The 19149-nt window shown below is 62.2% G+C and carries 17 protein-coding genes; 13 read left to right on the top strand and 4 right to left on the bottom strand.

Going from position 1 to position 19149, the window contains the following annotated elements; translation table 11 throughout:
• Window positions 1-15 precede the first annotated feature (15 nt).
• The 10 genes from gmd (at window position 16) to CV013_RS02470 (ending at window position 10949) form a co-directional block, all read left to right on the top strand.
• Window positions 16-1080: a GDP-mannose 4,6-dehydratase gene (gene gmd, locus CV013_RS02515; RefSeq protein ID WP_102153695.1), complete on the top strand. Its 1065-nt coding sequence runs from the start codon at window positions 16-18 to the stop codon at window positions 1078-1080.
• Window positions 1077-2027, top strand: a complete 951-nt coding sequence (locus CV013_RS02510; RefSeq protein WP_102153694.1) for a GDP-L-fucose synthase family protein — start codon at window positions 1077-1079, stop codon at window positions 2025-2027. Before gmd ends, CV013_RS02510 begins: the two co-directional genes overlap by 4 nt.
• Entirely contained in the window at window positions 2024-3244 is a 1221-nt protein-coding gene (locus CV013_RS02505) for a WcaI family glycosyltransferase (RefSeq protein WP_102153693.1), read from the top strand. The genes CV013_RS02510 and CV013_RS02505 overlap by 4 nt, the downstream gene beginning before the upstream one ends.
• Before the next feature lie 94 nt (window positions 3245-3338).
• A complete protein-coding gene (locus CV013_RS02500) occupies window positions 3339-3677 on the top strand; it encodes a hypothetical protein (protein ID WP_102153692.1) in 339 nt (112 codons plus the stop codon).
• Window positions 3678-3691: 14 nt separating this feature from the next.
• The gene (locus CV013_RS02495) at window positions 3692-5194 is read left to right on the top strand and encodes a hypothetical protein (protein ID WP_102153691.1); all 1503 of its coding nucleotides are present in this window, start codon (window positions 3692-3694) and stop codon (window positions 5192-5194) included.
• A gap of 411 nt (window positions 5195-5605) precedes the next feature.
• Complete coding sequence (locus CV013_RS02490) at window positions 5606-6754, top strand: glycosyltransferase (protein WP_102153690.1); 1149 nt, start codon at window positions 5606-5608, stop codon at window positions 6752-6754.
• Entirely contained in the window at window positions 6751-7320 is a 570-nt protein-coding gene (locus CV013_RS02485) for an acyltransferase (RefSeq protein WP_198591819.1), read from the top strand. The genes CV013_RS02490 and CV013_RS02485 overlap by 4 nt, the downstream gene beginning before the upstream one ends.
• A 7-nt stretch (window positions 7321-7327) precedes the next feature.
• The gene (locus CV013_RS02480) at window positions 7328-8386 is read left to right on the top strand and encodes a polysaccharide pyruvyl transferase family protein (protein ID WP_157935726.1); all 1059 of its coding nucleotides are present in this window, start codon (window positions 7328-7330) and stop codon (window positions 8384-8386) included.
• Window positions 8383-9636 carry a lipopolysaccharide biosynthesis protein gene (locus CV013_RS02475; protein ID WP_102153688.1) on the top strand — a complete coding sequence of 418 codons (1254 nt, stop codon included), beginning with the start codon at window positions 8383-8385 and terminating at the stop codon, window positions 9634-9636. The genes CV013_RS02480 and CV013_RS02475 overlap by 4 nt, the downstream gene beginning before the upstream one ends.
• The gene (locus CV013_RS02470; RefSeq protein ID WP_102153687.1) at window positions 9624-10949 is read left to right on the top strand and encodes a hypothetical protein; all 1326 of its coding nucleotides are present in this window, start codon (window positions 9624-9626) and stop codon (window positions 10947-10949) included. The genes CV013_RS02475 and CV013_RS02470 overlap by 13 nt, the downstream gene beginning before the upstream one ends.
• Window positions 10950-10961: 12 nt before the next feature.
• Here CV013_RS02470 and CV013_RS02465 read toward each other — a convergent pair whose 3' ends face one another.
• The 4 genes from CV013_RS02465 to CV013_RS02450 are packed head-to-tail and all read right to left on the bottom strand — an operon-like array spanning window position 10962 to window position 16330.
• Window positions 10962-13739, bottom strand: coding sequence for a CHAT domain-containing protein (locus CV013_RS02465; protein ID WP_102153686.1), 2778 nt, complete (start codon window positions 13737-13739; stop codon window positions 10962-10964).
• Window positions 13708-14301 carry a hypothetical protein gene (locus CV013_RS02460; protein WP_102153685.1) on the bottom strand — a complete coding sequence of 198 codons (594 nt, stop codon included), beginning with the start codon at window positions 14299-14301 and terminating at the stop codon, window positions 13708-13710. Before CV013_RS02460 ends, CV013_RS02465 begins: the two co-directional genes overlap by 32 nt.
• Complete coding sequence (locus tag CV013_RS02455; RefSeq protein WP_223805336.1) at window positions 14298-15689, bottom strand: sensor histidine kinase; 1392 nt, start codon at window positions 15687-15689, stop codon at window positions 14298-14300. Before CV013_RS02455 ends, CV013_RS02460 begins: the two co-directional genes overlap by 4 nt.
• A complete protein-coding gene (locus tag CV013_RS02450) occupies window positions 15647-16330 on the bottom strand; it encodes a response regulator transcription factor (RefSeq protein ID WP_102153725.1) in 684 nt (227 codons plus the stop codon). The genes CV013_RS02455 and CV013_RS02450 overlap by 43 nt, the downstream gene beginning before the upstream one ends.
• Before the next feature lie 361 nt (window positions 16331-16691).
• Between CV013_RS02450 and CV013_RS02445 the strand changes: the two genes are divergently transcribed.
• From CV013_RS02445 to CV013_RS02435, 3 genes are read left to right on the top strand one after another with little or no spacing between them, the layout of a single operon-like run.
• On the top strand, window positions 16692-17039 hold the full coding sequence (locus CV013_RS02445) for a hypothetical protein (protein WP_102153684.1): 348 nt from the start codon (window positions 16692-16694) through the stop codon (window positions 17037-17039).
• Window positions 17039-17977, top strand: a complete 939-nt coding sequence (locus tag CV013_RS02440; RefSeq protein ID WP_102153683.1) for a hypothetical protein — start codon at window positions 17039-17041, stop codon at window positions 17975-17977. The genes CV013_RS02445 and CV013_RS02440 overlap by 1 nt, the downstream gene beginning before the upstream one ends.
• A complete protein-coding gene (locus CV013_RS02435) occupies window positions 17977-19134 on the top strand; it encodes a tetratricopeptide repeat protein (RefSeq protein ID WP_232806553.1) in 1158 nt (385 codons plus the stop codon). The genes CV013_RS02440 and CV013_RS02435 overlap by 1 nt, the downstream gene beginning before the upstream one ends.
• Window positions 19135-19149 lie beyond the last annotated feature (15 nt).

Genomic DNA, 19149 nt, shown 5'->3' with positions numbered 1-19149 from the left:
AGTGTAAGGGGTTGTGTGGGTAAAACGGCGCTAATAACGGGTGTTACCGGTCAAGATGGTGCCTACCTCGCGAAATATCTGCTCGGGAGGGGGTATCAAGTCCATGGTTTAAAACGCAGATCCTCGTCGTTTAACACCGGCCGGATAGAGGAACTCTACCAGGATCCGCACGAACTCGATCCGCAATTAATCCTTCATTATGGGGACCTTACCGACAGCGCCAATCTGATGAGCATAATCCAGCAGGTGCAGCCCGACGAAATCTACAATCTCGCCGCGCAAAGCCATGTGGCCGTCAGCTTTGAAGTGCCTGAATATACGGCGAATTCCGACGCGACCGGAGTGCTGAGGCTGTTGGAAGCGATCCGCATTCTGGGGTTGGGGCGGAAAACCCGGTTCTATCAGGCATCGACATCGGAACTCTATGGAAAGGTGCAGGAAATTCCGCAGCGGGAAACCACTCCGTTTTACCCGCGCAGCCCGTATGCCGTGGCCAAGCTCTATGCCTATTGGATCACCGTAAACTACCGGGAAGCATATGGAATTCATGCGTCGAACGGCATCCTGTTCAACCATGAAAGCCCGATGCGCGGTGAAACTTTCGTCACCCGCAAGGTCACCCGCGCCGCCGCGGCCATCAAGCTGGGCCGACAGGACAGGCTCTATCTCGGAAACCTCGCTGCGCGTCGCGATTGGGGCCATGCGCGCGACTATGTCCAGGGAATGTGGGCTATTCTTCAGCAGGAAGAGCCTGACGATTATGTGCTGGCAACGGGGGAAACGACTTCGGTGCGGCAATTTGTGGAATGGGCCTTCGCCGATGCCGGGATCGACTTGCGGTGGGAAGGGGAAGGGATTGATGAAAAGGGCTTTTGCACCGCCAGCGGACGATGCAGAGTGGAAGTGGACCCGCGATATTTCCGCCCGACAGAAGTCGATATTCTGGTTGGCGATGCGACCAAGGCGCGCCGCCAGCTCGGCTGGGAGCCCGAAACCTCGGTGCGGGATCTTGTGCGCGAAATGGTTGCTGCGGATATCAGTGCCTTGCAGCGTAATCCCGCTCTGAAAGCGGCGGTATGACGCGGCCGGTCTTCGACCTTGTGGGCAAGCGGGTGTATGTTGCCGGACACGTCGGGATGGTCGGTGCTGCTTTGGTCAGGCGCTTGCAGCACGAGGGGTGCGCCATTCTTACGGCACCGCGCGCATGCGACTTGCGCGAACAGGCGCTAGTGCTTGATTGGTTTGCAGAAAATCGGCCGCATGTCGTGGTTTTGGCGGCGGCAAAAGTCGGCGGTATCCTCGCCAACCAGCGTTTCCCCGCATCGTTTCTATATGACAACCTGATGATCGAAGCGAATGTGGTGGAGGCCGCGCGACAGCATGGGGTGGGCAAGCTGCTCTTGCTCGGATCATCTTGTATTTATCCGAAATTTTCGCCTCAGCCGATTAGCGAGGATGCGTTGCTGACCGGCGCGCTTGAGCCGACTAACCAGTGGTACGCAATCGCCAAGATCGCCGGGGTGAAATTGTGCCAGGCCTACCGTCAGCAATACGGGTGCGATTTCATCGCTGCCATGCCGACTAACCTCTACGGTCCGGGTGACAATTTCGACCTTGAAAACAGCCATGTGATACCCGCTCTGATCCGCAAGGCGCATGACGCGAAAGTGGCCGGAGCACAGGCGATCGCGATCTGGGGCACCGGCACTCCGCGTCGCGAATTTCTCTATGTCGACGATCTGGCGGATGCCTGTGTGTGCCTATTGCAGAACTATACCGGCGAACGGCCCATCAACGTGGGAGCGGGCGTGGACGTGTCGATTGCCGAACTCGCGCGGCTTGTCTGTGCCGAGATCGGGTTTGACGGAGGGATCGAAACCGATCGGGATAAGCCCGATGGAACACCGCAAAAACTGTTGGACAGCAGCACTTTGGCGCAGATGGGCTGGCGCCCGCAGATGCCCCTGCGGGCCGGGATCGCCGCGACATACCAATGGTTCCTCGCGAATGCGGCGCGAAGGCAATGAAGGTACTGATATTAAGTTTGAATTATGCACCTGAGCAAATCGGCATCGGCCCCTGTTCAACCGGCTGGGCGGAGCATCTGGCGCGCGCAGGCCATCGGGTGACGGTGGTAACAGCGCAACCCTACTATCCCGATTGGCGCATCGCGGCAGGCCATCGCAACCTGTGGCGGCGGACAGTGGAAAATGGCGTGAGAGTCGTGCGATGCCCGCACTATGTCCCGCGGCAACCGACCGGGATGAGGCGCGTGCTGCATCACGCCAGCTTTGCGCTTGCGGCAATGTGGCCCATGCTGGCGCGCGCAATCGTTCGGCGGCCCGATCTGGTTGTCGCGGTCGCGCCCTCGCTCATCGCTGCGCCCGTCGCGCGGTTTGCAGCGGCATTGGCCGGGGCGAAATCGTGGCTCCACGTACAGGATTTCGAGCTGGAGGCGGCGCTCTCCACCGGTTTGCTGGCTGACGGATTCCTGCTCAATGTCGGCAGCCGGTTCGAGCGCTGGGCGCTTACAAGCTTCGATGTTATCAGCACAATTTCCCCGCAAATGTGCCGCAAGCTGGCGGCGAAGGGCGTTGCGAAGGAGCATATTCGCGAATTGCGGAACTGGGCGGATATCGATGCGATAAGGCCGCTCGATCGGCCTTCACCATTGCGTGATGAGTGGCAGATTTCCGCGCCGCATGTCGCGCTCTATTCGGGCAATATCGCCAATAAACAGGGGATCGATCTGGTGGTCGATGCCGCCCGGATATTGCGCCAACGGAGCGATATTCAGTTCGTGATTTGCGGCAACGGTCCCGATCGCGCGCGGCTGGAATCCCGTGCTGCCGACTTGCCGAATGTCTGCTTCCACGATCTTCAACCGCGCGAACGTCTGGTAGACTTGCTGGGCCTTGCCAGCGTTCATCTGTTGCCACAGATCGCCGGAATTGCGGATCTGGTTCTACCGTCGAAGCTGGCCAACATGTTTGCTTCGGGGCGGCCGGTGGTGGCCACTGCAGACCCCGGCACCGGAATTGCCGACGAGGTGAGCGGGGCAGGCGTAGTCGTTCCGCCCGGCGATGCTGCGGCCTTTGCCAATGCCATCGCTAACTTGTTGAACGATCCGGATCGCCGCGCACGTCTGGGGCGGGCTGCGCGGATCAAGGCAGAACGCAGCTGGGCAAGAAGCGCCATTTTGCAGCGCTGCGATCAGGAAATGAGGCAGTTGGTTTTCAAATAGTTCCCGTTTTGTTCTTTCCTACAGCCGCCGGCCCGACCTAGGTCGCTGCCCGCCGATTCGCGCCGTCGCGAACCCGCTTGCAGGAGAATGAACCATGATCCCCTCCATCGCCAGCCCCGCACGCTATGTGACGCAAACAGCAATTGCATTCGCGAAAGCGGGCTCCGCAAGGCCTGTTGACGACGAAAATCCTCTGCCGATCGGGGAAGTGAGTTATTCCCATGCGCGCGCGGCGATACCGGATACCGCGCTCGATCCGGGACGTGCGCTAATGATTGCTGCCACTGGCCCCGTGCAGGTAATGATCGAACTCGCCAATGGGGGCACCGTGGCCTTGCCGATAACGGCCGGGGTGACGCTTCTGCCGTTCGCCGTTGTGGCGATCAGCGCCCTTGATGGTGCGGAACGCGCCGTTTTTACATTGCTCGACTGAGAAGGGGAACGGCATTGCTTTATTCCGCTTTTCCCACCGTGAACGCCGCGATCGGCGGCCATGCGAATGCGTTCGGCCATATCAAATGGCTGCTCAACGAAGGTCGTGACGTATCGATTTATAACTGGGCGGACAGCCTTTCCAACAGCGGGCAGAACCCGCGCGAATGGATATTCCGGGTCGCCGATCTGATCGCAACCCACCATTCGAACCCGAGCATAGAGATTGCCACATGGAATGGGGACGGCGCGTTCTCCCCTCCGGTTACCGAAGCGCGCGGCACCGGGCCGACCGTGACGATCCGCAATTTTGCCGTGCCGGGTGCGCCGTTGCATTATGCGATGGGCCAATTGTGGGCAGGCAGCAGCGAATTGGCGTGGGATACGCCCGATGTCCTGATGCTATGCCATGGGCATAACCATGTCGTCGGCACGACTATCGAAATGGTGGCGGGCGAATTGCTGGCGGCGATCGAGTATTTCCGGCTTGCTCACCCCGGCGTGCCGATTGCCGCTCTGATCCAGAATCCGCAAGGATCGAACGATGCGATGGCGACTGCATTCGGCGCGTGGAAGCGCCTTGAGCAACTGCGCGATGTTACGTTGATCGATGGGTATTCACCGTGGATAGCGGCGGGCAAACCGCTCGACTGGTATTCAGAGAAAGGGGTGGCGCGTGGCGTTATCGCCGGCAAAACGCTGACTGTGTCCGAATGGTTGGCGCAGCCGGAGCAGGGCATTGCGGTGGGTGACCGTATTGGTGGTACCGATCCCAATACATGCGTGACCGGTCTGGGCAGCGGAAGGGGTGGTGCTGGAACCTATACCGTCAATCGATCGCAGGATCGGCCCGATACGCGACTAAAACTCTACGATTCGATTCATCCAAGCGATACCGGGATTGAGCATGGATTTGTCCCTGCGTTGCACGCGGCATGGGGCGATGCATACCCGCGGCCATGTGCAGGACCGGATTCACTGTTGTCCCCCGTTTTGGACCCGGCGCTGAGCCTTTTATCCAACGGGGACTTCGCCAGTTGGGATGATCCGCTCGGCTTGCCCGATGGGTGGTTGTCTCAGGGTCCAGTGTCCGTGAAGCGGGAAGAGGTCATCCGGCGTTCGCCGCGCAATGGATACGCGGCATCAGTACTGGGGACCGAAGGCGGCTGTGCGATCTATCAGGATGTGAACGACTATGCGCGGATGCGGGGCAGGCCGGTCAGCCTGCTCGCGTGGGTTTATCGTCCCGCAGGGGTGCCCGGATCGGTGGCGCGCATTCAGATACGGGCCGCTGCACCGCAGGGTGGAACGGCTATCGCGACCTCCCGCAACTATGCGCTCAATCAGGCGGATTGCTGGGTGCCGTGGTGTATCAGTGGCCTGATGGTGCCTGCCGATGCGACTGCGATAAGAGTCACTCTGTTCCATGACAGCGCGGCCAATCCGGCATCGCAACCGGCGCTGTTTCAGTCGGTTTCATTGGTGCCGGGATATCTGCCGCGCGGATTGACGGGATAATATTGCTGTCGGCACGCGATATGCGTGGTGTACAGTAAAACTTGCGAATTATGGTCAAAGTCTTCAATATAAAACCTATATATTGCAGGTTTTATTTATGAACGGTAAAAAATTAAACGGAAAATATTATTACAGTTTTCCGATTGTCGACTTTTTGCGTTCCATTAGAGGCGCGCGATTGCCGTTGCGCTTCAACACTTTGCTTCGCACTGCCGGTCATTTTTCGGGATGTCGGGCAGGGCGGGGCAGAGCGATCCTTGCCGCAACCGAGCGCTATGTGCGTTTACCGGGAGCGCAGGCAGGTCGCGTATTGCATGCTGTCGGATGCGCCATTGGCCCGTCCGTGTTCCGGAGCCTTGTTCGGGCGGCGGGCCACGGAAGGCATAGCGCCCCGCCGATGTTGATCGGGAAATGACCGGCTCTCGCCGCTTGCGCGTGGCTGTGGTTTATCACGTATGGCCCCATTATCGGCGCGCCGTGATGCAGGCGATGGATCGATGTGCGGGCATCGAATACGATTTCTATGGTCGGAATGCCCCCTATCAGGGGATCGAGCCGGTCGATCCGGCCAGTGTGCACCGCTTTGTCGATGCGCCATTTTGGATGTTTGGCCCGTTCATGTGGCAATTCGCGGCCTTTCGCGTTGCGCTTTCGCGCCGGTATGCGGCGATAATCTATCTGGCGGATCAGCACTTTATCGCGACATGGCTGGGCGCGGCGCTGGCCCGCCTGACGGGCAAGCGGGTGCTGTTCTGGTCGCATGGCTGGTTGCGGCGTGAATCGGCGATCCGGCGACGGGGCCGCAATGCCTTCCACGCATTGGCCCATTGCGTGATGGTCTATTCCCGGCGGTCCCGCAATTTGGGGATCAAGGGCGGGTTCGACCCGTCGCGCGTTCGCGTGATCTACAACAGTCTCGATTTGACTGAGGCGGACCGTGTGGTGTCGGAGATCGAAGCCGGTACGCTGCCCTCCGCCAGCCCGCGGGCGTCGTTCGACGAACCCAAACGCCCGCTACTGGTCTATACCGGGCGGCTGACGCGGCAGGTGCGGCTGGATCTGTTGCTCGATGCAGCGGATCGGTTGGCGTTGCGGGGGCGACCGGTCAATATTGCGTTGCTGGGCGACGGGCCGGAACGCGCCGTGCTGGAAGCCGACGCGGCGCGGCGCGATCTGGCGGTTCGGTTCTACGGCGCCTGCTACGATGAAGAGATAATCGGCCCGGCGATCTATCACGCCGATATCGTTGTGGCGCCGGGCAAGATCGGCCTCTCTGCCATCCATGCTCTGATGTATGGCACTCCGGTGATCACCCACGATGATTTCGACCGCCAGATGCCTGAGGTGGAGGCAATTGAGCCGGGCCGTACCGGTGCCTTCTTCCATTATGGCGCGGCGCACGATCTGGCGCGGGCGATTGCCGACTGGCTCGATAACGCCCCTGCGCGAGCGGCGGTGCGCGTGGCTGCGCGGCAGTCCGTTCATGAAAGATGGAACCCCGAAACGCAGGCCGCCGCAATCGAACGCTGCGTGATCGAAACGTGCGGAGGCAGCGCATGAACCTGTCATCGATGGCATCGCCACCCTTTCAGGTGCCAGTGGACAGAGGCGCTCCGTTCAGGCCCCGACCGTGGCCGCTCAGCAGTTTGCGGATCGGGCTGCATCGCCTGCGACTGGCATGGGTCCGGCGCACGATGGCGGGCGATCTGGTCTGCGGCGAACACGTGGCCATCGCGCGCAATGCCGACATACGCGCCCCGCACCACTGCCGCATCGGCAGCTACGTATCGTTTGGCAAGAACTTCACCTGCGAAACCGATCTCGAAATCGGCGATCACGTTCTGGTTTCGAGCAACGTGGCGATTGTTGGCAACGATCATCCGTTCGACGACCCAGGCCGCACAGTGTACACTCAGCCACGTCGCGATGACAGCGCGGTCCGTATCGGCAGCGATGTGCTGATCGGTTTCGGTGCGATCATTGTCGGCCCGGTCGCTATCGGGGATGGCTGCATTGTCGGGGCCGGGGCGGTGGTGGTCAGGGATCTGCCGCCATATACGATCTGCGTCGGCAATCCGGCGCGACCGGTCCGCAGGCGGTTTGCCGATATCGGGCTGGTTGATTGAGCGCACAGTGACACGCCCTCTGCATCTGATGTCGCTGCGGACGCAGTTCGACAACCTCGGCGATCTGACGATCAACGCCGTTCTTGCGGCATGCATTTCTGCCCGCGCGCCTCTGGTGTGCCTGACCGATGGCGTACCACAGGGATATCTCGCTGAATTCGATGTGCTCGCTTCGCGTCTGGGGGCGTGTGACATTCGTTATGCCTCCACACTGGCAGGTCTTTACGCCGGCGTGGGTGCGCTGTGCCGCAATGGCATAGCGTTGACCCTGTCGCCTGGCGATATCGGCAGCGGGCGTGGATGGATTCGACGCGGAGCCTTGGCGGCACTGTCGCGCATCGCGCCGCAGCGGAGCACTACGCTGCAGGTCGGGGCTTCGATGGCCGATCCTGCACCGGCCGATGCGCGCTTGTTCGCGCGCCTGTTGGAGCGAGGCCAGCCGATCACGGTGCGCGATCCGGTTTCTCTGGCTGCTTTCGCGCGGCAGGGTATCGAGGTACCAATTGTGCCCGATCTCGCATTTGCGCTTCCCTGTACATCGGCCAACGGCGGGCGCGACGGGCTGATCGCCATGCGGAAAGTGAACTCCATCCCGTTCGACAGCCTGCGGATCGCAGTGCGTTCGCTGGCGCTGCAGATGCGCGAAGCCGGGCTGGAGCCAAAGCTGTATTGTCAGGTCGCGCAAGATGCCAACCTGCATCGCAGATTGGCTGCCGAGCTCGATCTGCGAATGATCAATCTGGCTGGCGGGCGGCCCGGATTTGACGATGCGATGGGGGTCTATGCAAATGCCGGGGCGATTGTTTCCAATCGGCTCCATTCGTTGCTGCTGGCCGCAACGGCGGGCGCCACGCCATATGCATTTGTCGGGCCGGGCGAGCGCAAGATTGCCGGTGTGTTCGAACAGGCGGGCCTGAACGGGCAGATCATCCGGCTGGACGAAGCAGCACAGGCGGGCGAGCGTCTGGCGCGTCGTGCGGACTTGCATCATGACCGCGTGACCCCTGCTTTTGAACGCAACGCCCGCTTGCTGGCCGACTTTTTCGACGAAGCCGTGGGGCGATGAAGGCGCGCCTTGCCGGAGGCGCTCCGCTGCTGGCTGCATATGCTGCATCAAAGGCGATGCAGCTTGCAATCGCTGTGCTGCTGGCCCGTTTGCTGAGCAAGGGGGAGGCCGGATCGGCATTCTATCTGGTCGGGCTGATCGCGTTCGCGCAGTCGGTTGGTTCGCTGGGGCTGGATGGTTTTGCCGCTTATGTGCTGCCGCGTTTCCGCCGTTCGGGGGCACTGTGGAAGATGCGCCAGTATGCAACGCTGGCCGTACTGGTGTCGCTGCCGGTCGCGGCGCTGATCGCGGCAGGGCTGGTGTTCGAACGGGCGGAGCGGACGTGGGGCCAGAGTATCGCTTTGCTATGTATCGCGGCGGTATGTTCGGCCAGCATGATCTATCGCCGGATCGCGCGAACGGCGTTTTTGAGCAGGGCACAGCGGTTGCGGGCGGTCGTGCATGATACGGCCACCGTAAGTGGGCTGACCATCGCGATATTGCTGATCGCACCGATATCGACGTCATTTGCGTTCGGCGTGGCGTTGCTGGGGGCCAACCTGCTGGCAGCGTTATGGGCGCACCGCGATTTAGGACGTATCGTTGCCCCGGTGCCTGCTGGCTTTTCGCCTCTGCCTCACCGGCGGGTGAGGCGGGTTATCATGCCGATGGCATTGCCCTCTCTGGTATCGCAAGGGCTGGCACAGGCGATCAACCGGGTCGATGTCCTGCTGCTCGCGCCGCTGTCGACTATCGATCAGGTGGCGGATTTCAGTGTCGCCATTCGCATTACTTTCTTTCTTCAGATCGTGCCAGAAATCGTGGGGCTGATCGCCGGGCCGCGCCTGTTGCGGGTGGGGGAAGGCAATCCGGCTCAGCATCGCCAGCTCGCGCGGGTGGTGCTGCGTGCGTCCGCCGGGCTGTCGCTGGCGATCGCTCTGCCGCTGATCGTGTGTCCCGGCCCATTGCTGGCCGGTGTGTTCGGCCCCGAATATCGGCAGGCGGCCGGTGTTCTGGCGGTGCTGGCTGTGGGTAAGCTGTTTACTGCCCCTTTCAATGCTCTGATGCCGATGTTCGTGACGCTGGGCCATAATCGCCGGATTGCCCGGATCGTGGCGGTGGGAGCGGCGATCAACCTGGCGGTCGGCTTCGCTCTGATCTCCACCTATGGCGCAATGGGCGCGGCGGTGGGCACTGCGATGGCGCTGGCGGCGATGGGGATTGGCTATTGGCGGCTCTACCGCTCGCTTCTGACGGAATGGCGCGCATGATGGAAATGGTCGGATATGCGGCTGCGCTGGTCAGCTATGCCGTACTGCTGCTGGCGCTGAGGTATGCGCGCTTCCCCACGATCTCTCCTGCGACGTTTCTGGTGGCGATTTATCTGCTGCAATATGGTCCGCACACCCTGATTCGCAGCTTGCGCGATCTGAGTGCCGATGTGAGCGATGCGGTAGAGCTGCAATATGTGCTCGCTGTCGCGCTCGCCAATTACTGCATAGCGTTTGCAATGCTGGCTGTGCGAGCCGCTTACCCGCAAGCGATAGCGCCAGCGATAGCCGTCAGAGGCGAAGGCGCGCCGCTGCTCCTTCGTAACCGTTCAGCGGCCCTCGGGCTGATCGGCATCAGCGCTATGGTTTGCCTGGCGTTTTATGCGGTGGAGCTGGTCGGGCCACCGCGCCTTGCGGGCATTTTCGACTATCTGCGCGGCACGTCGCCCCACAGCTACACCGCCTTGAGGCGCAAGCTGTTCAGCGGCGCTCCGATAGAGCTGCTGATGAACTACACCCGGCAAACGCTGTCGATCGTGCTGCTGATGCTCAATGTCGTCGTCGCGATGCGATATCGCTCACTGCGAATTGCAGCGGCGATCATGGCAGTGGCGATTTTCGTTTTCACGATGATCCAGTTGAACAAATTTCCGTTGATCTACACGCTGTTCGCTGTGGGGATGGCACTGTTTGCATACTCCTGCGGCAGACTGTCACTGACATCGAAAGAGAAAGCTGTTGCCGCATTGGTGGCGGCGGCGGCGATGGGGCTGATATTCGTGCTCTATCTGGTGCAATACCGCGCAGCCCTGGCCGATGGATTGCTGGCGCGCGGCGATCTGGTGAAGCTGGTGTTTTATCGCGGGGCCTTCGCTCAGGCCGATGCATTGCGGCTGTGGTTCAGCGAATTCCCGGCCCGCACCGCATTTCTGGGTATCCGCAATTATGGCCTGCTGGCCGAATTGCTGGGGGAGAAATTCTTTAACGTCACCAGCTTCATTCCGCGCAGGTATTTCGGGGCCGATACGACGTATCAGGTCGGCTTTATCGGGTCGGGTTATGCCGGGCTCGGGTGGCCGGGGATTGCACTGTTTGCTCTGATGGCGGGTGGCACCGCGTCGTTTGCGACCGTAGCGACATCGCGCATCGCTTGGGCCGATCTGCGGCTGGTGCTGACTATCGCGCTGTCGATGAACATGTATTTCTTCTGCAGCCGCGAATTCAGCACGGCGCTGCTTTCCGGCGGCATTCTGCCGTTGCTGGCGGTGGCATGGTGGCTGGCCGCCATCGGGCGAAGGGGTACAGGTGCCTAGCTGTCCGGCCTTTCACCCCTCTATCAATACGAACGGGCCCCACACGCCGGGGTTGACCTCTCCCGGTATTCCCGCATGATCGGTGATCATCTGCAATTGCGCCTCTCGCAACGCCTGCGCCCGGTCGGCACCGGTTTCGGCGCGGCGCAGGGTTTCGACCGACAGGAAGGCCGCGGCATCGTCGCGCACCGGCCAGTGCGACAGCAGCAGCGAATGCGCCCCGGCCACCTGAAACGCGCGTGCCAGCCCGCCATACGTCGCACCGCCACGGCCATCCCCTGCGGCGGTGTTGCAAGCGGACAGGATAACCCAGTCGGCGGCAAGATCCATCGCGGCGATTTCCGATGCGGTCAGCAAGCCATCTTCGGCAGAAGTCGGCGCATCGGGCGGAGTCAGCACCAGTGCCGGCTCGGCCAGATCGCGGATCTGCCCACCGACAAGGCCGTGGGTCGAAAACGCCAGTACCCGGTAATCGCCCAGCGGCGCTGCACGCACGCCGGCTTCGGTCGCTTGCTCACCGGTCAGCAACAGCGCGTCATCCCGGGCAAAGGCATTACGCATCGCTGTCAGCTCCGCCAGCGATCCGGGCAGCGACGGCAATGCGCGCAGGGCCTTGATGTCGATATCCATCCCTCTCAGCGACCGTGCATCGCCATTCTTTGCAGACAGCGCAGGCGCACCGATCCCGGCAAACGCATGAGCTGGCGTCTTTTTGGGCGGAGCCAGCGGGCGTAGCGACGGGCGCACGGCAATTGCATAATCGCGGATCAGGAACCGGGGTGTTTTGCCTGCGACCGGCGTTTCGCTCACCAGAACCGAGGGTGGAATCTGCGCCAGCGGCCCGCCTGCGGGGAAAATCAGCTTGGTTATGCCTGTCAGCGCAGGGGCAAGTGCTGGGCCGAAGAAACGGCGATAGATCTCGTGCGCGGCGGCGCTGTCGAACCGGTCGGCATCGCCATCGGCCACGCTGGCTTCTTCCAGTGAGGCCCGCAGCTGCCTGATCAGTGCCGTTGTGCTGTTATATGGCGAGGTGCTTTCCTGCCAGATCACTGCATTGCTGGTGACAACGAGCGTGACGTTGCGATCTTCCACTACCAGCGGGATGACGACAGCTTCTGTGTCGCTCAACCCGGCTTGCGTTTCCGCCAGCGTTAGCGGAGTGGGGCGCAGGATTTCCGCATGACGCGGGAAATCGCTGTCGAGCTGGCGCTCGGCCGTTTCGCGGTGGTCGATGGCTGCGGCCAGTGCATTGGCACTGGCTTTCCCGTCGGCCAGTTTCTGGCGCGTGTCTGCCTCTGCCGTACGGGCGGCCTGCACCCCTTCCAACGCCTTGCGAAACCCTTCCGCATCACCGGGGTAGCCGAGCTTGGCGGAGGACATCGCCAGTTCGCCCAATGTTGCGAGCTGCGCGGCGCGCCAGGCCTGTTCCATCCGCGCGTTCTTCAGCGCGACCCATGCGAAATCGCGAAACAGTGTGTTGTTCGCTGCCGCCACGCTTCGCACGTCCTGCGACCGGGCATAGGCATCCAGCATCTTGCTTTCATTTGTCGCGACGATTTTTTCCAGCATGTCATAGGCGTGGGCCGGATCGCCTGACCGGGCGAATGCCTTGGCTATCATCGCATCCGTCGTGATCCGCGCCGGGTGCGTGGCGGGCAATTTGGCAGCGAACCCCGCTTCGGCCTTTTTCGCCATTTCGAGCGCTTCGGCATCCTGCCCCAGTACGCTGAGCGTGCGGGCAAGACGCGACTGGATGAAGGCCCAGCGCAGATCGTCCGGGTCCGTCCCATCGAGCAGAGCCAGTCCTTCGCGATAAGAGGCAGTGGCTTCTTCGATCTGCCCCTCGCCCAGCAACAGCCCTCCGATCAGTTCGCGGTGCATCGCACGATCCCCCATCGGTTGGCTGCCTTCGACAGTGATCGCGAGCCGGGCAATGTCGAGCGCGGTCTGCCGTTCGCCCAGCCCGGACAGCGCGACCGCGCGGTATTGCAGGATGGGATAGAGCCGCCTGTCATCCTGCCCCCATTCGCGGGCCGCGAGATCGGTGATCCGCGCATAGATCGCCGCCGCTTCGCTAAACCGCCCTGCCGCTTGCGAGCGAGCGGCCATATCGTACCACACGTTGATCCACAGCGGGTGGCCTTCGGGCAGGATATCGAGCGCAAGCCGTTCGGTCCGTTCGACAGCGGTGCGGCCTGCTGTGCGGTCGGCATATTGCAGGTGGCGGCCATAGGCGTTGGCGAACATGACTTGCGCCGGATCGTCTGCAGGCAGATCGCGCTGCGCCAGTTCCATCGCCTTGCGGAAGAACGCGACCGCGCCGGGCAGATCGTCGCGCAACATGGCATCCGCGCCCAGTGCCGCCTGCGACACAGCGGGGGCGAGCGGAGCGTCTGGCACCGGTTGCGTGGCGTATGCCGCCAGACGTTTGCGGGCAGCGGCCTTCGCATCGGCATCGCTGCTGGCTTGCAAGATCGCACCCAGCCCGGTCACCACCGCCAGTGTATCGAGCGGTTTATCGCGATATCGCGAATACAGATCGGCAGCGGCATCGTATCGTTCGGAAAAGTAAGCAGCGATAATCGCGCGCGAAGCGATAGCTCCGATTTGCTGCGGTGCCAGATCGCCGCCGCTTTCCTTCAGGCTGGCGACAGCGGCTTCGTAGCGGGCGACAGTGCCGAGAAACAAATCGTCTTCCGCAGGCTGTGCGCTGTGTGCCGGAAACGCAAAGGCCAGCAGAGTCGCGGCGATAACTGTTCTAGTCGAACACAAGGTAATACGATGTTTCATTGGCCCCCCGATTGGCGATCTCTATCGAATAACGTTGTGTGAAGATTGGCGTAAAGCGACAGGACCGCCCGTAAGCAGGGTCGCGTTCGCACACCACGTTCGCCTTTGCATCCAGCAGTCGCAGGCGCAGCGGCTGGCCTTTGCCACCCGCTACGGAAATTTCGGTGGGCTTGCCGGCCAGGAAAATCTGGCTGGTTGCGCGCAGCTCTTCGGGTTTCAGTCGCCCGCGCAGGAACCCCGGCCCAAGCGCACGGCCCCGCAGTGGCGGTCCGCTTTCAGTGGCGGCCTGTGACCAGCGATCGACCGTCTGTTCCCCGTCCGGGTCGAGAGGTCTGACACCGCGATTACGCAGCCGGTCGAGCAGAATGGTAAGCGCTGCGCTGTCGCCCGCGTCATAGGCATCCTGCGCTGCCGCCAGATCGGTCGCAGCGAAGGCCGCAGAGCCTGCCTCGGCTGGCAGGGCGGCGCGTATGCTTCCCTCCGCAGGCGCAGTGGCGCATCCGGCCAGCGTAAGCGGCAGTGCGATGGCGGTGTACGCCAGCAAGCGAGGCGACACCGTCATATCGCGTCCTCGCTTGTGGGTTCGACCACGAAGCGCGCCCCGCCTTCACCTGCCGCCAGGTGGATGTGCAATCCGTGGCGCACTGCGATGGCGCGGGCCAGCGCAAGGCCCAAACCGCTGCCCGATTGATCCCCGCTGGCCGCTTTGCCGCGATAGAACCGGTCGAACACCCGCTCGCGGTCGGCATCGGGGATGCCGGGGCCATCGTCGCTGACCGTCAGGACCGGTCCGCTGGACAACTCCACGCGGATCGATCCGCTTTCGCGGTTATATTTGAAGGCATTGTCGAGAAGATTGGTCATGATCCGGCCCAGCTGCGCTTCGTCCCCCATCATGCTCACACCGGATGCGATTTGCCATTGAAAATCGTACCCTGCCTCTTCCGCGCTGTCGGCATAAAGTTCGCAAATGCCGCTGACCATCGCGCTGAGATCGACCGGTTTCATCCCCTGAGTATCGCCAGTGTGCGCCTTGCTCGATGCAATATCGAGCAGAGCTTCCAGCGTGCCGACCAGACGGCGGATTTCGCCCCGCGCCTCCGTCAGATGCGCGGCCGTTGTCGGGGCGCTGCCCTGCTGTTCGAGCGCCTTCACCAATCGCGTGTCGAGATGCATCAGCGGGGTGCGGATTTCGTGAGCGATCTGTTCGGAGGTTTCGCGGTTCGCTTCGGATAGCTGGCGTGCCCGTTTGATCGCGTCGGCGGCCTGACTGGCGATGCGGTCTATTTCGTCGGGGCGGTCCGGCATTGTCAGCCGCTTTAGCGCGTCATCGTCGCTCGCTCTGAATGCGCTGCTGACTTGCGATACGCGCTGGCGGACGCGTCCGCTCGCCGCTTGTGCGAACAGCGCGATACAGGCGACGAAAATCGCTCCGCCCAGCAGGAACACTGTCGCTACCCGTGCCAGCAATGGCCCTTCGTCCAGCGGCTCGTGCGCGACCAGCAGGCGCAGGCCCGGCGCGATCAGTGTGGCGCGGGCATAGGCCCGCGTGCGGTCTCCGATAGGGATAGTCCCGCTTTCGGATATCGTGGGGTCGAGCGTCGGCCACGACTGGATGTCGCCTGCGATCGCGCGGCCCTTTGCATCGGCCAGCAGATAGTGCGGGCGGCTGCCATCCACCGGCACCACGGCCAGACGGTCGGCAATCCGCCGTTCCAGCTCCGCCTGTCCGCCGCTGGCGTGAATATCGACCAGACCCGCAAGGTCCACGTCCACATTGTTGCGTGTGGATGCGGCCAGCGTTTCGCGGATCGTCTGGTCTGTCACCCACCACAGCCCGAGCAGGAGCACCGCCGACAGGATGGCCGACAGGAAAACGATATGCGTGAAGATGGAGCGGCGAGCGATTATGATGTGCGCCCCTGCAACAGGCGGTATCCCGCGCCCCACACCGTTTCCAGCGCAGGGCTACCGAAGCCTTCCTCCAGCTTGCGGCGCAAACGGCCGATATTCACGTCCACGACATTGGTCTGCGGGTCGAACGACATGTTCCACACATCGCGCAGCAGCATCTCGCGGGTTACGACTTCCCCGGCATTTTCCATGAAATAGCGGAACAGTTCGAATTCGCGCGGGCTGAGCGGCAAGTGCCGGTTGTCGCGGAACGCGGTGCGTGCCTTCACATGGCATTCGAACGCGCCGAACAGGATCACCGCGCTGTGTTCGCGGCCCGATGCCCTGCGATGCAGTGCGCGGATACGGGCGAGCAGTTCGAGCGCTTCGAACGGTTTGGCGAGGTAATCGTCGGCCCCCGCCTCCAGCCCTTCGGCCCGGTCGCTGGTGCGGCCCAATGCGCTCAGCATCAGGATCGGCGTACTGACTCCGCTGCCGCGCAGCCGCTGGATCAGTTCCAGCCCGTCGGCATCGCCCAGCATCCGGTCCATGATAATCACGTCGAACGGTTCCAGCCCGGCGCGCTTCAGTCCGTCGGTGCCGTTGTTTTCGACTACGATGGTATCGCCCTGTTGCCAGGCGAGTTCGCGCACCTCGGTTGCGGCGCGGGCATCGTCTTCGATGTAAAGGACTTTCATGCCAATATCGTAGCCCCCAAACCGCGTCACATATTCCCCGCACCCACTTTGCCGATGGATCGATCCCCCCGCAAGCGCGCGCAGTGGATTGCGACGGGACGAACAAACCGAAAAGGCGGGCCCCGCAACAGGAGCGGGGCCCGCAAGGTGTCAGGGCAAATGCCCTTCGGGTCGCAACTCTTACCTAGCAACGATCGCTGGCTGCGGCCCGTGACAAATCTCGTTAGGAATTCGGTTGTGGCCCTTTACCGGGTGCAGAAACAGACACTTAACAACAAATGTCATAATCCTAACGGCAATCGTGTCTGCGCCGGGGCCGGGCCGCTGAGTAAGAGTGAGCCATCACGAAAGGGATGGGCTCATGACAATACGGACATTGATTGGTGGTGCGGCAATGGTTGCCGCTGTGCTGGTTGCAGGTCAGGCGCAGGCCAAGACCAGCAACGAAGCTGTGATGAGAGCGGCCGGCGAATGCGTCTATGTGGTGCATGTCGCGGAATCGAACGGTGCGCGGCTCAATCACTCCGCCGAACAGTGGGCGCAGGTGATGCAGATGTTCGCGGAGCGGAATAAGTTCGACGCGAAATCCTATGTCGACAAAGCCAAGGCGAAATATCGCAAGCGTTCCAGAGTGATGGGCGCTGACGAGGCTCTGTCGCACATGATGCAGCGCGCGAAAGCCTGCGACAAGGAACTGGAGGGGCTGTGATGATCCGCCCCGCCAATGCGCCGCGACGGGCAATCGTGGCCGCTGCCGCGGTTGCGCTGATCTCCGCCGCGCCTGTTGTGTCGGCGGCACAGGAAAGCGACGGGGCGGAATACCTGTTCGAATGCGGTGTAGCGCTGCACGTGTCTGAAACGAAAGGCATTAAGCTGCCCATCACCAGCAAGTTCGCCAACGATCACTTCGTGAAGGAGACCGGTGGCAGCGAAGAAGTGCAGGAACGCGCCGACGCCGAAGTGCGGCGGATATGGAAGCAGATCCGCAAGGAGAAGGGGCAGGCCGGGCTGGAAGCCTATGTGCTGGGTACCGCGCGCGATTGTTCCGACCTCTATCAGGAACTCGCCGCGCGCAAGGCCGGTACCTACAAGCCGGGTACCCGGAATGCCGCCACCCGGCAGGCCAGCGCACAGGCTCCACAGCAAGCCCCACAGCAAGCAAGCGCGCCGATGCAGTTGAATTCGCTGGGCACGCTGTCCGCGGCATCGCTGCGCGCGCATGTCGCGCAGACGGGCGATTACGCGGCCGTCGCGGATTACCTCGTCTATCACTATCCCTATGGCAAAGACCTGTTCAAACCGAACGCGGATGGCGATTATCTGGGCGAAATTATCGCGCAGATCGGCGCGAAAGGGGTGCGTAGTTTCAGCGATGAAGCGATCTATGCCATCGCCTATAAGCATTACTGGCAATACAACCCGCCCGCATCGCGGATCATAGATGCGGAATATACCCGCCGCATGCGGGCCAAACGGCAATCGGTGGACGAAGGGCGTCGCTGGGCCGAACGTGCAGCCGCCGACCGGGCGGAGAAAGCGCGACAGGCGAATGCGCGCCCGGTGGGCTCTCTCGGGCAGCACTGCGAGAAGAGTTATCGCCCGGCCGAACCTGGCTTTCCGGGGATGTGGATCACCAAATGCCGGTGATGCGTTTGGCCTCAGTTGCGCTTGCCGCCATCCCCGCCATTGCCACCATGGCGATTGCGGCGGCAGCGTGGCTCTCCGCTCTGTCGCCCGCGCACGCGCAACCGGGGGGCGCGGTGAAGGCCGCGATTGCGCGCTGCGATGCGGGTGACAGAGCGGCTTGCGGCGAAGCGGGCATGGCGCTGTCCGACACCGCCAGCCCGGCATACGATGCGTTTTTAAGCCTGCGGTTTCTGCAACAGGCCTGCGCCGCCAGTCAGGCACCGGCCTGCGGGCGTCTGGCGTTGATCTTCTTCGCTGGCGAAGGGGATGTCGAACGCGATCTGCCCAGCGCCGCCAATTTCGCTCAGCGTGCCTGTGCGGAGCAGGATCGCGACGGGTGCGAAGTGGCCGAGGCGGTGTTCGCAGACGGCGCATCGCCGCAATTCGATCCGGCAAAGGCTCTGCGCTATCGCCGGATAAACTGCGACAGCGGCAACCGGCAGTCGTGCATCGATCTGGCGCATATCTATTACACGTTCGACGATTACCTGCCTGCGGAACAGATCGCGCTCAACGCTTGCCGACCCGCCGATCCGGCAAGCGCGGAAATCTGCAATTTCGGGAAACAGTTGCAGGATCGGCGGCACAAGATCGAGGCAGAGCAGCAAGCGAAGAAGCAGGCTGCGCTCGATGCACAGGCGCAACGAACTGCGGTGTTCGATGCTTTCATGCAGCGCCGCGATTACGATGGGGCGCTGTATTACGCGCTCTATCGCACGCATTCGAAATCGCAGGCCGAAACCGCTGTGATGGCGGCAGCGCGCGCAGGGGCGATGTCGCGCATTTTCGAAGATCATCTCTACGTGCTGGAATACTGGTTTCCCTCTGGCGCGATCGCCGGGATCGTTGCGTCGGAAATGGCCCAGCGCAAGCGCGGTCGCGGTAACGATTGCGGTATCTGGAACTGCACCAACATGCCCGGCGCCAGCACGCGCCGCTGGCAGGCTGCGGGCGGATCGCGCGGGTCGGGATACCGGCCATCATCTGGTGGCAGTTCGTTCCAACCGGTCACTGGGCCGAGCAGCGCGGAGATCGTGAAGCAGATCCGCAACCGATACCGATCCTACAACTGCACCGGCAGCAGGCGGCTCCCCAGCAGCCATCCGACCTGCCAGTAATATAACCTGAGACGG

Source organism: Tsuneonella flava, assembly GCF_002870965.1.
Lineage (GTDB): Bacteria > Pseudomonadota > Alphaproteobacteria > Sphingomonadales > Sphingomonadaceae > Tsuneonella > Tsuneonella flava.
The sequence above is the reverse complement of the archived record's forward strand: the minus strand, read 5'-3'. Positions and strand labels throughout refer to the sequence as shown.